The 13,864-nt window shown below is 31.4% G+C and carries 10 protein-coding genes, 3 pseudogenes and 2 riboswitches; of the genes and pseudogenes, 2 read left to right on the forward strand and 11 right to left on the reverse strand.

What is annotated here, in order from left to right:
* The 5 genes and pseudogenes from ACQKNR_RS28370 to mgtE all read right to left on the reverse strand — a co-directional run.
* Positions 1-332: pseudogene (locus tag ACQKNR_RS28370) on the reverse strand (hypothetical protein); the annotation flags it as partial.
* A gap of 56 nt (positions 333-388) precedes the next feature.
* A pseudogene (locus tag ACQKNR_RS28375) lies at positions 389-535 on the reverse strand (recombinase family protein); the annotation flags it as partial.
* 134 nt (positions 536-669) lie between these two features.
* A pseudogene (locus tag ACQKNR_RS28380) lies at positions 670-846 on the reverse strand (transposase); the annotation flags it as partial.
* Between the two features lie 13 nt (positions 847-859).
* Complete coding sequence (locus ACQKNR_RS28385; RefSeq protein ID WP_427322545.1) at positions 860-1,957, reverse strand: phosphodiester glycosidase family protein; 1,098 nt, start codon at positions 1,955-1,957, stop codon at positions 860-862.
* 160 nt (positions 1,958-2,117) lie between these two features.
* The gene (mgtE, locus tag ACQKNR_RS28390; protein ID WP_427322547.1) at positions 2,118-3,446 is read right to left on the reverse strand and encodes a magnesium transporter; all 1,329 of its coding nucleotides are present in this window, start codon (positions 3,444-3,446) and stop codon (positions 2,118-2,120) included.
* A 277-nt stretch (positions 3,447-3,723) separates the two neighbouring features.
* A riboswitch (M-box (ykoK) riboswitch) is annotated at positions 3,724-3,891 on the reverse strand.
* Positions 3,892-4,413: 522 nt separating this feature from the next.
* Positions 4,414-4,590, forward strand: a riboswitch (M-box (ykoK) riboswitch).
* A gap of 189 nt (positions 4,591-4,779) precedes the next feature.
* Here mgtE and ACQKNR_RS28395 point away from each other — a divergent pair.
* Positions 4,780-5,898 carry an FtsW/RodA/SpoVE family cell cycle protein gene (locus tag ACQKNR_RS28395; RefSeq protein WP_427322549.1) on the forward strand — a complete coding sequence of 373 codons (1,119 nt, stop codon included), beginning with the start codon at positions 4,780-4,782 and terminating at the stop codon, positions 5,896-5,898.
* Between the two features lie 242 nt (positions 5,899-6,140).
* Here the strand turns inward: ACQKNR_RS28395 and ACQKNR_RS28400 are convergent, their stop codons facing one another.
* The 6 genes from ACQKNR_RS28400 to ACQKNR_RS28425 form a co-directional block, all read right to left on the reverse strand.
* Positions 6,141-7,178, reverse strand: a complete 1,038-nt coding sequence (locus ACQKNR_RS28400) for a serine hydrolase domain-containing protein (RefSeq protein WP_427322559.1) — start codon at positions 7,176-7,178, stop codon at positions 6,141-6,143.
* Between the two features lie 848 nt (positions 7,179-8,026).
* Positions 8,027-8,182: a hypothetical protein gene (locus ACQKNR_RS28405; protein ID WP_000919787.1), complete on the reverse strand. Its 156-nt coding sequence runs from the start codon at positions 8,180-8,182 to the stop codon at positions 8,027-8,029.
* A 113-nt stretch (positions 8,183-8,295) separates the two neighbouring features.
* Positions 8,296-8,853, reverse strand: coding sequence for a TlpA family protein disulfide reductase (locus tag ACQKNR_RS28410; RefSeq protein ID WP_427322551.1), 558 nt, complete (start codon positions 8,851-8,853; stop codon positions 8,296-8,298).
* A 33-nt stretch (positions 8,854-8,886) separates the two neighbouring features.
* A complete protein-coding gene (locus tag ACQKNR_RS28415; RefSeq protein ID WP_427322553.1) occupies positions 8,887-9,459 on the reverse strand; it encodes a MauE/DoxX family redox-associated membrane protein in 573 nt (190 codons plus the stop codon).
* Positions 9,460-9,478: 19 nt separating this feature from the next.
* On the reverse strand, positions 9,479-10,009 hold the full coding sequence (locus ACQKNR_RS28420; protein ID WP_427322555.1) for a thioredoxin fold domain-containing protein: 531 nt from the start codon (positions 10,007-10,009) through the stop codon (positions 9,479-9,481).
* 22 nt (positions 10,010-10,031) lie between these two features.
* Entirely contained in the window at positions 10,032-11,819 is a 1,788-nt protein-coding gene (locus ACQKNR_RS28425) for an ABC transporter ATP-binding protein (RefSeq protein ID WP_427322561.1), read from the reverse strand.
* A 535-nt stretch (positions 11,820-12,354) separates the two neighbouring features.
* Here ACQKNR_RS28425 and ACQKNR_RS28430 point away from each other — a divergent pair.
* Positions 12,355-13,863 (forward strand): FAD-dependent oxidoreductase, encoded by a 1,509-nt coding sequence (locus tag ACQKNR_RS28430; RefSeq protein ID WP_427322557.1) that lies wholly within the window; start codon positions 12,355-12,357, stop codon positions 13,861-13,863.
* Position 13,864: the final 1 nt, after the last annotated feature.

Below are 13,864 nucleotides of genomic sequence, written 5' to 3' on the forward strand. Positions count from 1 at the left end.
TCGTTTTCCAGGTTCAATTTTCACATCAGAGAATTCTCCACTCAACAAGTCATACTCTAATTGAATTTTCACACCAGCTTTATGACTACATCCTCCGGACTTAATAAAACTCCTGTTGAGGTTTCTAACTGACTACAAAGTTGAGTAAGAGAGGTAGTAGCGATTTGTTGATTTAACCATACACACAAAGATAGAAAATGGTGCCCATGGCACTTACGTTTTCGTTTCATTCCGCCAGCTTCTATAGCTAATTGATTAAGTGTAGCGGGAGACATATATCGATATAACTCTTCGGCAAATAAAGACAACTCTTGTTTTTGATGCATATTCATAAAAAGCACGTCACCCTTTCTCATTAATATAAGAAAATAGTAACGCGCTTTTAATTTCAAGAATAGTCCAAATCCTTAAGTTGATGGATGTGTAGCGGTACCCCTATTTCTTCGAACTGTTGGATAATGCTTAGGATATCTAATGTTTTCCGTCTTAAACGTGAAATACTTTTAACTACAACAGTATCTCCTTTTCGTATCAGAGGTCACCATATCAAAAAATAATAAAAGTTAAAGAAATATCTCCTAAAGGGTTGAAATAGCCAAACAAAAAGGTAAGTCTAATACTTATGGCTTACCTTTGTTACTCGGGATCACCATATTATTGAACTAATTACCGCATTTGAAACATGCTAGAAGAATATAGAAAAATAGCGATTAGAATTCCATAAATTTGGAATTCTAATCGCTCTCGTTTGATATTGTACAAATCATGAATATGAAATAAGGATTTCCAAGTTTTAAAGATAATTTAAATTTTCCAGCGAATGGAATAAAAATCATGTATTTGTTCTATTTTTAATAATTCATAAATTCGTTGAAATGTTCGCATCAAATTCATCTGATGTTTTGGTATCTATTTTTTCCCCATCAATTGTCATCTTTATTTTTTGTTTCTGGTTTGCTGTTACCACCCAAGCATTCGGTAAATAACGATCTTCATGGGATAATGTAGAAGGTGAATTTATAACCTTTCCTCCTAAATATAGCGTAGCAGAAGAACCTCCATCCATAGCCATAGCATTTATTGCTCCTTTTTCATATAGAATATCTTGACACTCTTTTAACGTAGCTCCTATGCTATGTGTCTGCCTACCGTCTATCACTAGAAACATTATTGTACCATCTTCTTTTTGGGCCATAATACTTCGTGGAGCAGAACCCCAACCACCGTCTCCTTCTGTTATCATTTTTTCCCCATTTACAATTAACTGTGGCATAAATCCAGCTGCGGAAACGACTTGTTTATCTAAGAGTTGTTGGGTAGAATAATTTCCTGTTATCATTTGTCCAAACTTTGTTAGACCCGTAATAATTGTAGGGGTATTTCTATCCATATTTGTATCAATGGCTTCCCCATTTTCTATTACTATTCCAGTTGCAACATTTCCTCCACCTCTTCCTGTTTCATCAGCGAATCCACTTGCATTCACAGCAACAAGTGCATGATTACGTTTTGCCATTACACTAATTTTTTCTCCCCTTTTATCACCTTGTGTCCCTTGATGACTAACAAGTTTAACATTGAAAGGGTTACTAATAGTAACTAATTTTCCTTCAAAAAGAAAGCGACTATCTTTGTTACTTTTAATCGTTTCTACATCAATTTCTAATGGCTGATTTTTAAATTCTTCTAATCTTTTTCCTGCTATTTTTTTATAAATAGCCTCATCACTATTTGACCATCTTGGGTGATTAATTCGATCCTGCAGTTCATCAAGTTCCTTTTTGGATAGGAATGTATATTTCGCATATTGTGGATGCTGAGAAGTTAGTATACTCCCAGCAATTGTTCCCCGAAGATCTCGGCCATAGTTTGTGCCAAATAATATCCCTATTCCAATAAGTATCAAAATAGAAAAAAGGATTAAAATTCTTTTAAAGATTTTTCTTAGGTGTTTCATAGTTTTATCCTCCAGCATTAATTACATTCAATGAATCCTTTAAAATATTATTTACCTAAAGATACAAGTGTTTGTTTTCCTCATTCCTGAGTTCTCCACTATGTCTTAGCAAGCAAGCTGAAATACTTATCCTCCATTTCGTATTTATTTCAGTGTATATTCACAAATTTAATAACGTTTTTGCAACCATGAAATAAATTACTAACCCTGTTCCGTCAACAAATGTTGTAATGAATGGACCGGAAACGACTGCAGGATCTAATTTTAATTTTCTCAGAATCAAAGGTAAAACAGCTGCAACAAGAGAGGCCCAAATAACAATAAATAATAAAGTGATTGCCACAACTTGTGCAACTTCTGTTCCAACACCTAACATATAAGCACGAGTGAGCCCAGCTACCCCAAGTGCAAGTCCGAGAAGCATACCTATTGCAAATTCTTTTTTCATTACACGGAAAATGTCTTTAAATTTCACCTCTCCGATACCAATTGCACGAGTAATTGTTGCTACAACCTGTGTTCCTGTATTCCCTCCAGTACCTACTAATAATGGAACAAAGAAAGCAAGGGCAACTACTGTTTCAATTTCGTCTTCAAAATACTTTAGTACTGTACCTGTATATGCCTCAGCAACAAATAGAAGCAATAACCATGGTAGACGTTTGAAGAAAATGCTCCAAATACTAGATTCAAAGTAAGATTGATTTAATGGTTCACTTCCGCCTAACTTTTGGATATCTTCTGTAGCTTCTGCTTCCATAACATTCATTACGTCATCAAATGTTATAATGCCAATCATCTCATTATTTGCTGTTGTTACGGGTATTGCTGCTAAATTATAATTCAGTAGCTTTTTTACAACTTCCTGTTGATCAACCTCAGCGTGTACTGAAATCATCTCTTGAATCATGATAGTAGATAATATCTCTTCATCTGCTGCTAATAATAACTCATGTATGGAAACGATTCCCTTTAGATGACCATGACTATCAAGAACATAAATATAAGATATCGATTCTACATTTTCAGAATGTTCCCTAATGTACTTCAATGTCATTTTTACTGACCAATTCCCTCTAACTGCAACAAAATCACTTGTGACAAGGCTTCCTGCGGTTTCAGGTTTAAAAGCCATTAATTTTTTTACGTTATGTTTTGTAATTTTATTTAGATACGCCATTAATTTAGCTTGTTTTTCCGGGTGAACCGCTAGAAGTAGATCTACTGTTTCATCAATCGGTTGTAAATTTAGTAACGTTTTAGCTTTGTTTTCAGATAAGTGAATTAAGATATTATATTTTTCTTCTGTACTCAAATGTTGAAGAATTTTTGAGCTTTTTAATACAGGTATCTTATCTAGTAATATGACTTGATCTTCAATTGAAAATCGTTTTACTTCTTGCGCAACATCATACGACGGATGTCGTAAAACTTTCTCTGCATCCAAGTTATTTTGGGTTACAAGTAATTCATTTAATAATTTCTTCATGTTAACTCCTCCTCATATTGCTAAGAGAGACTCTAGAGTTTCATGAGTGGTTTTGTGTTATTTTATCTGTCTAAAATTTTTATTTGAGCATTAATAGTTACATTGCAATCAATTCATTATTTAGAACTACCTCCTTTTTGAATATAGACAAGATAAAAATAAATAAAATTAAACAGAAAAACCTTTACTCAAAAAGGAGTAAAGGTTTTTTACAATACAAATAAATGATTATTAAGACAGCTCTGCCAAAATCGCAGAGGTGCCTTTCTATCAAATCGTATACCACTCCCTCGTTGAGTTTTAGCACTGTATAGCATAGGTTTTTATAACCAGCTACATTAAAAAGGGCCTTAATCCGACCGTTCCTGTTGACCCATTGGCGTCTCTCGACATTTTTGGGCAGCAGCGTTTCTCTATACAGGAGCCTCACCTAACAAAGATTATTGAATTACTTCAAAATTTAAACCAGAATTTAATATTTGTCAACTAACTTTCGATTCGATTCATAAAAAATTATTTTATAGAGAAATGTAATTCAATTCTATTGCAAATTTAAAATTCTACTTAAAAGATATAAAATTTAAATACAATTAGTTTGAAGAAATGTTATAAAACAAATGAGATTTCGTATATGAAACTTATTGTTTACGATTCATTTTTAACTTTATAGCAGAAGTTGAATCATTATTCATTCCGTACCTCAAAAGAACATTCTTCAAAAAATCTTCTTTTATGATTAAAATCTTCTTTACTGTTTATCAAATTTATATGGTTAAACTACTTAATCAAACTATACACTACAAGTCGAAAATATGTATCTATACGAGATGATTAAATACATTTTCTCACATCATTTCTAAAAGATTTATAAAGCAATAAAGAATATAAAATTAGCAAGACGTTTACTTGACAGGCAAAAAAAAAGTATTTATGCTTGCTACACGAAACAAATACATAAAATTTATATTGCTAAACCTGTTAGGTGAGGCTCCTATACAAACACAGGCTATTGCCCAAAAATGTCGAAAGACGCCAATGGGTAGAACAGGAATTGTCGGATTAAGGCTTTTCTTAAGATAGCTAAGTAATGAATTTCCATTGCTTTACGTTGTATAGTGCCAAAGCTCTACTAGGGGGAGAAAAGCTTTATTTAGTCATGCCATTTTGAATCCCCCCTAGTATGTAACTAGGGGGGATATTTGCATAAAAAAACAGGGTATAAGCGATAGGATTTTTTAAAAGAAAAAATCCTATTTAATAATTGGTGAAGACAAGATTCTATTCATTAGCAAATGTAATATTAAGCTTTGTTGTAAATCAGGAGGATATTAAAATGAAAAAAATATTAAAACTCGATTATCTATTGCTCCTCCCTCTATTCATAACATGTACTTTAGGTATTATCATGATGTATAGCGCGAGCTCCATTGTTGCTGTCCAACATTATGGTTATAACAGTAGACACTTTGTTGATTCTCAATTAACAAAGCTACTTTTAGGAACAATAGGGTTAATAGTTTGTGCTATTCTCCCATATGAAATATGGAAAAAACGAATAGTCTCAATCTGTATTATGGTTGGAGGGATTTTTTTATTAATTATGGTTTTATGGAAAGGAAAAGTGGTAAATAATGCTCAATCATGGATCTTTGGTATACAGCCAGCTGAGTTTCTTAAATTAGGAACAATACTTGTAACAGCCCGTTTTTTTGCATTACGACAAGAATCAGCTAAACAAGTTTGGATTGGGGGCGGAAAACTTTTATTTTTTTTAGCTACAATTTTTTTCCTGATCTATAAACAACCAAATTTAGGATCTGCACTTTTAATATTAGGTATAGGTTTTGGCATATTTCTTTGCTCTGGAATAAATATAAACCTTATAATTAAAAGAACCACTATTGGTTCTATTTTATGGTTACCTATTTTATATTTTTTGATCCAATATAGTTTGTCAGAAGTTCAAAAAACACGTATTACGACGATCTTCAATCCCTTTGTTGATGCGCAAGGAAATGGATATCAGCTTGTAAATTCTTTTATTGCCATTGGTTCAGGAGGAATTACTGGACGTGGATTCGGAAATAGCATTCAAAAAACTGGTTATCTCCCAGAACCACATACTGATTTTATAATGGCAATCGTTTCTGAGGAACTAGGGTTTATTGGTGTATTCATTATAATGGCTGGAGTATTAGCTATAGTTCTTCGCTCATTAAAAATTGCACAACTATGTGAAGATCCATTCGGAAGTTTTATAGCAATTGGTATAGGGTGTATGATTGGTATGCAATCTGTTGTTAATTTAGGTGGTATTACAGGACTATTTCCTCTTACAGGTACACCATTTCCATTTGTAAGTTTTGGTGGAAGTTCTTTAATGGTTAATTTAATAGCAATAGGAATATTACTTAATATTTCAATTTTCAATAAAATTAAGTTTGATAATTAGAATATATAATCTGTTATATGTAATTCTATTTTTCATAATTACTTTTTTAAAATTATAAAATTTAACCCCATTGAGCAATCTATATTCAAAGAATTGCTAATGAAGTTTTTAAATGTATTAATATTAATACCAAAAAAGGCAGGCATTAATATATGCTTGCTTTCCGTTCTCAAAATCAATTACACCTTAAACAACGTGGGGTAAACCAAATCCAAATGCTGTCTTCTACGCTCTATTATTTTTTAGTTTTCTAAAACAATTTCTGCAATTTCATTAGCATATTTTTTAGAGTCAAATTCATCATAGTTACTTAGTACCACAACAGACAAAGATTCTTTTGGAAACCGGATGAAGTGTGAACGATAACCTGCCCACCTTCCTGAATGTTCCAGGTATCGACAGTTAAAACCTTCTGCAACCCTCAGCCCAAAAGCATAATCTTCATTGGCAATAATCGTTTCTCCAGTTGGAGAAATTTTCGGACCTATTTCGCTCATTCTTTTCACAAGGTCTTTTCCACCAACGGTACCTGTAGTTAAATTTCCTCCCCATTCTACCAGGTCTTCAGCTGTTGTATGAACCGCCCCATCCCCTGTATGTTCCCATGGGCTTTCATAGATCTTATATGTACCTTGCCCATTCTTTGAATATCCTCTAGCAATTGATATAGTAGTTGGGTAGTAATCCACAATTGTTGTGTCTCTCATATTTAAAGGGTCAAAAATACGCTCCTTTGTAAACTGACATAGAGACTTGCCACTTACCTTCTCTACCACTAGTGATAATAATAAATATCCTGTATTGCTATACTCAAATTTTGTTCCAACTGGGAACCTTGCAATTTGATGACTATTAAGGTGTTCTAGCGATTCTTCCACAGTTAATGTATCAGTATATTTAATATTTTCTGCTTCAGCCAATTCCATATAATCAACTAATCCACCAGTGTGATGAATTAGGTGTCTCAATGTTACAGGTTCAGCATATGCTCCTATAGAAGGGACAAACTTTACAATTGAATCATCTAAACTCAATTTCTCCTCTTGTTCTAAGAGTGATATAGAAAACGCTGTAAATTGTTTAGAAACTGAGGCAATATTAAAAATGTTTTTGGTAGTTATGGGTAGATTTTCCCCTATAGAAGCTAAGCCAACTGCACCTTTATAAGTTACTCCGCTATCGAAGCTAGCAATATATGCAAAGCCAGGAGCTTTTGGTGAAAATTTATTATATAATTGTTTAATCGATGTATGTGTCTTTTCATTATATGTATTATTCATCTCAATCACATAACCTTCTCTTTGAATGGTTAGGAATACAATAAAAAAATACTATATATAAAATATCAAATTCTCCTTTCAAAATTTAAACTTTCTAATGCAGTATGCCAAGTACTAAAGGAAAGCAAAAATTATTAAAGAAATTAATAGTCTACTTTACGATTGCTCTTAACAGGTTAAAAGCTTTTACAAACAAATTTTAGCAAACAATGTCTTCCCCCTCTTTTTTTATGACAGTTTTTTTGATTGGAATGAAAGCCAATAGAATTAATTATTCAGGGCTTTTACAGTCACTTTTCCAAAGAAATATATTTAACCCCAAAAATAAACATGGGGCTATTTTGTGTTTAAGTTGATATTCCTATGATACTGGTTTGCTTGACCTGATAGTCATATTTCCGTATGCCAAAAATTTATAATTAAATAGGAAAAACTGTGGAATACGATTTTCCGTTTAGCATCAGGAAAATATCGCTAGAATTCTTCGGCAAGTGAAAACAATTCTTGTTTTTGAGATATATTTATAAAAAGCACGTTACCCTTTCTCATTAATACAAGAAAATAGTAACGTGCTTTTAATTTTAAAAATAGTTCAGGTCTTTTATAATTAATAGAAGTCGGTTGATACCCCTCAGACTTCTATTAATTACACCTCATCGGAGTGCTAACTCTCTTACATACCTTACCAATACAATCTACATATACATCATAAACGCGTCCACTGCTGTCGCACTCATAATGAGACCTTACACATGCACAGCCTGCTGCTTTATTACTTATTCCTAATATTTTCTTTAACATTTTAATCATCCTCTCATTAAAAATATTAAAAACAATTATCTAACAGATTAACACGGATACTTTGTACGAATCGTTTCACATAGCTCATTTACTGTACAATCATAGTAGCGATATACTTCTCTTCCACCCTCGCAAGAATACCTTTCGACAGTACAAGAACATACAGGTCTTAATGGTGCTATACCTAATAATCTCTTTAACATTTTATCCCTCCTATTACATTTAATTGAAAACAACAACTTTAGGATACATTTATTCCCTTTAACTGTCAATAACATTCTGAATAATCAGAAATAAATTAGTAGATTTGTTTATATCACACATTAACCAGTTCTTGTTCTAAAATACTATCTAGTTTCATTATTAGTTCACCAAAATTTAATAAATCTGCAATATGCTTAATTTCACCTAACTTGTCAATTAATAATATATAAGGTGAGGTATTGACAAAGAAATCCTCAACTATATCCGTACTTACTATAAAGTGTGCATTTGAAATGCTTTGTATCATGTTACTATCTAATATTTCACTAGAAACAAAGATATAATTAATATCATATTTATTTATAACATCAGGCATCTTCTTAAATAGTTCTTTGCAACTAGAACATGTATTACTTACAAATAAAAGTAAAGTGTATTCATATGCATCTGATGGTACTACTAGTGTTTTTCCATCCATAGAGTTCTTTTGAAACACCGGTACCTTTTGTCCGACTGCTAATGATTTTTCTTCTATTTGCTTATTTTCACGAATCCGAAAACGATTTAAAAATTGTCCAACTAGCCTACCCAGATATAGTATTAATATAGTTTGGAAGATAACAACAATCCACAATGTGATGTTAGAAATGACATACCATTTTTCACTCATTTTTTAAGTCCTCTCCTGATAATTTGAACTAACTCAATTTTTTGTTAAACGGTCTATTCGTAAAGAAATATTATATAGTTGTATCATATTTATTCCTATTAATATAATTATCCAACTAGTAAATACTAAAGTAAAATACTGAAAATTAAAGATATCAAGCACAAATTGATTAGTTTTTAATAACTGATCTAAGCTCCCTAATGATACAGGATACATTAATAAGATTACCGAAACAGCACCAATACAAAGATTCCTAACAACTAACATCCATGATAATTTATGATTTCCTAATACACCACCACATCCACAAGATATTTCCTTTCTTCCTCTAAGTAAGTTTACTAAAATAGCAACAGAGTATACAAGAAGTTGTAGTACTGCACAAATTAGAGTAAATCTATGAAACAACCCTATAAACAAACATATACTTATAAATAATTCCGCAAAAATTTCTATAATAGTAAATAACCTAATTTGATTCTCAGGAATAATCTGATATTCTTTTATAATCAATTGATGGATATTAAATTTCTTAATTTTATCAATGCCTGTACTAATAAACAAAGTTGCAATTCCAATTTTCATCATAAAAAACAAAGAAATCATTTTTATTCACCTCGTATTTTTAAATAACTTTATCCTCCTTAATATTTCTCATCTTTTCATAATGTGAGAAAATTCCCTTATGATACGAATTTTGATATATTATTGTGCCTTTATTATCAACTAGGGTGAATGTTGGAAAAGTGTCTATATCTAAGGAAGTAAAAAAACTCTCATTTTCCTGTATCTTGACAAAGCCTTTATAATCTTTGTTTTTTTTATTATCCCCTGACAATTCAAATACCTTTTCAATATTTATTAGTGGTATTTTATAGATATCGTTATTCTCCTCAATCATTTCAATTAATGCTTGTTTACAAAAAGGACATGTAATTGACGTAAATGCAATTATAGTTATATCTTCAAAATTCAAATGTTTTTCTAAGAAATATCTTTTCATATTTACACCCATAAGATTATTATCCTTAAAGCTAAAATTCCCACTCTCTATTAATGGAAGTAAATCTATTTCCTTTTTTAAAAAATGTATCTGCCTCAATACAATGCACAATAGTAATAACCAAACACAAATGAACATTAAAAATATCGACATCATAGTCCTCCTTTTTTAATTTTTAAAAATTTCCTTTCACCAGTTCTTTATGTTCCATATACCATTTCGATTGAGAAACGAATAACTCTTTATATATACCATCCAAATGTAAGAGTTCCTGATGTGTACCTCGTTCAGCAATTCTTCCTCGTTCCATAACAATAATTTCATCAGCTAACCACGCTGCCCCAAGACGATGGGTAATAAATATGACAGCTTTATCACTGGAATATCGAAAAAACTCCTCCATAATATCCACTTCAGATTTTGGATCAAGAGCAGATGTTGGTTCATCTAATACTATAAGATCACACTCTCTAAATAAACATCTAGCTATCGCAATCTTTTGCCATTGACCTCCTGAAAGTTCATTTCCTCCATCGAAAAACCTTCCCAATCTTGAATCATATTGATTAGGTAGACTTTTAATGTAGTTTTCTAATCCAACCCTTTTTATTACTTCTTTTAATTTTTCTGTATCGGTTAAATCCTCTAAATTTCCAAAACCTATATTTTCTCTTACCGTAAATTCAAAACGATTAAAATCTTGAAATAGAACGGAAATTTTCTTGAAATATTTGTTTAAATCTATCTTACTTAAAGGCATACCGTTCACATGTATCATAGATGAATCTGTCTCATATAAACCTGTTAAACATTTTATTAAAGTGGTTTTTCCTGATCCATTTTCACCAATAATTGCGATTTTTTTACCAGGCGTAATTGTCAAATTAACATCTTTCAATGTTTGTCTATCTTGATTAGGATAGGTAAAATTTAATTGTTGAACACTTATTTCTTGAATACTATGAATCTCTTCTTTATCTTCCACCTCATCAATTTCAGGTAAAGAGATAAAAGATGAGAACTCCTTCACATATAATAAATTTTCGTAAATATTTGATATAGATCTAATTAGACTATTTAAACTGGCTTGGATGTTTTGAATAGCTTGTAAAACTGCTACTAATGATCCTACTAACACTCTTCCTAATTTCATTAAGTATAGGAGAAAAGCACTAGTTAACGCATATACCAATACAAGTATAATTTCTGAAGCAAATAACCAAATAGTTTGTTTCTTTAATAAATTTATCTCCTCCAGATTATTTTCTTGATATTTTTGACGCCATTTTTTTATTAGAAAACTTGTTATCTGAAATAAGCGTAGCTCTTTAACACTCTCTCTTCTATATAATAGGTTAGATATGTAAAACATTTCTCTATTTACTGGCGTTAAATTCCTCATTAATTCATATTTAGATGAACCGTTTTTTATTTCGATAATAAATAATGGTATGATTCCAACAAATAATATAACTACCAATACCCAGTGGATATTTATTAAATAAACTAATATAGAAATTAATGTTATACATTCTTTTAACAAGTTAGAAGAACTCGATACATTATTTACGATACGCTGATCAATACTACTAATCATCTGAAGTTTATTTTGGAATTCGGGATTTTCAAAATGTATGTATGCTAACTTTTCCATTTTATTAAATGTGATTTCTTTGATATGCAAACCAATTTTTTGATTAATATATTTATCATTAATAATGCTGAGATGTTCTAAAATATATTGAATTAGAAAAGTGACCAATTGACACGCTAAATATACAAATACTTGTTCTAAGTTACCAGAATGATTTATAAATCTTGCTGCTTCATTTATTAAACGCTCAAAAAGAAAAATATTAATAACTGGTATAAAACCTTCTATAACTCTAATAGACACTAAAAATAATAAATGACTTTTACATGACCTCCAAAAAACACTTGCGGAATAAAAAAATAATGACATATTATTCAATAAAACATCCCCTATAATAATATTAAAATAGACAAAAAATTCTTAATATAAACAACATTTTACAGTACTTCTTCTATAACGTAAATATTCATTTTACTTTATTTTCCACAAAATGAAACTTCCTGCTCGAGAAATTATTGTTCCTTGTCCATTTATAAGTTTTGTATTAACTTCATAAGTTCTTGCAAATTCCATATAATCAACTAGTTCAACCGTGTGATGAATTAGGTGTCTCAATTAATCCAAGTATGCACCTTTCCATTATATGGATTATTCATCTCGATCACATACCCTTCTCTTAAAATGATTAGAAATATATTGACCTGTTATCTTTCTCACATTGAATCCAATTAGCCTCCGTATCGGATGCTTGATATTGGGAATATCCCAGGGTATCTCATTTTAGTTTCCTCGGAAACTAAAATGAGATATAATTATATTTGTACAATAGATATTGTTTACAAATCTATTATTGTACACATTTTTGCATCAGCTCTTAATTATGTAAATAAATGGAGGGCATGACATGGAAAATTATTATGATGTAGCGGTAATTGGTGGTGGTCCAGTTGGACTTATGACAGCATGTGAATTAGCTATTCAAGGCGTAAAAGTTGTCGTTTTAGAGAGAAGATTAAATCGGATTCGAAATTCTAGAGCACTCACACTGCATCCTCGCTCCTTAGAATTAATGGCTATGAGAGGTATTGAAAATCGATTTTTATCTAGAGGGAAGAAATCAGATACAAGTCATTTTGCTGCCCTAGATACAAGATTAAACTTTAAAAATTTAGATACTGATTTTCCATATACGCTTTTTATTCCCCAATCTATTACAGAAGAAATATTAGAAGAGCGTGCATTGGAATTAGGTGTAGACATTAAACGTGGTCATACTTTAAAAGATTTAAAACAGTATGAAACATTCGTACAACTAGAAATAGAGCAAAGAGAAAAAATATATAAAATAGAAGTTCCATATGTAGTAGGAGCTGATGGCGCAAGAAGCGTAGTTCGTGAGTTATCACATATACCGTTTAATGGAACAGATACAACAACCACTGCTATATTAGGCGATGTCATTTTAGAAGATGTACCAGATAACCCATTTTTATCTACATCTAATATAAATGGGATAATAATTATGGTACCTATTGCACCTGATGTATTTCGTTTTGCAATTGTAGATCCTAAGAATCAGACAATACCTGTTCATGTTGCTGTCACTGAAAAAGAGCTTATAGATAGTATTTATAGTATTACAGGTGAACATATTCAAATTAAGAGCTCAATATGGCTTTCTCGTTTTGGAAATGCAACCAAACTAGCAAATACTTATCAACATAAGCGTGTATTCTTGGCAGGAGATGCAGCGCATATTCATTTCCCTGCAGGTGGACAAGGTTTAAATGTAGGATTGCAAGATGCTTTTAATCTAGGATGGAAATTGGGACTCGCTATAAAACGTAAAAAATATGAAAGCCTATTAGGAAGTTATCATATTGAACGACATGCTGTGGGAAAACAATTTTTCAAGGAAGTACAAGCGCAAGAACAATTAATGATAAACTTTTCAAATGCAGGTATGGAATTAAGAGAGTTATTCTCGCATTTACTCACATACCCAGAGGTGAATCAAGATTTAGCTGAAAGAGTAAGTGGCTTAGGAATTATATATTCCTCTATGCATACGAAAGAAAGGCATCCATTGACAGGGAAAAGATGTACAAATTTTACTATTTCTCCCCAAAATAAGAAAACTTATCAACTCTATGAATTGATGCAGGATGGTAAATTTATTTTATTAATACATCCTTCTAATAAAGAAGAGATAGATAAAATGAACATCGATCCGCACACAAAGGTGGTTGTAGGAGAAATACAAGATTCTCAGTTGAAAAATATAGATGCCATTTTAATTCGTCCCGATGGTCACATAGATTACAGATTTTCCGAACGGGAAAGCCCACTACGGTGCGATAGCACCCCCTTTAGGGGTGGGATGAGAGTGAGATCAAATGCGATGTACAGATAAA

It is taken from the genome of Bacillus sp. NPDC094077 (assembly GCF_050279465.1).
Classification (GTDB): Bacteria; Bacillota; Bacilli; order Bacillales; family Bacillaceae_G; genus Bacillus_A.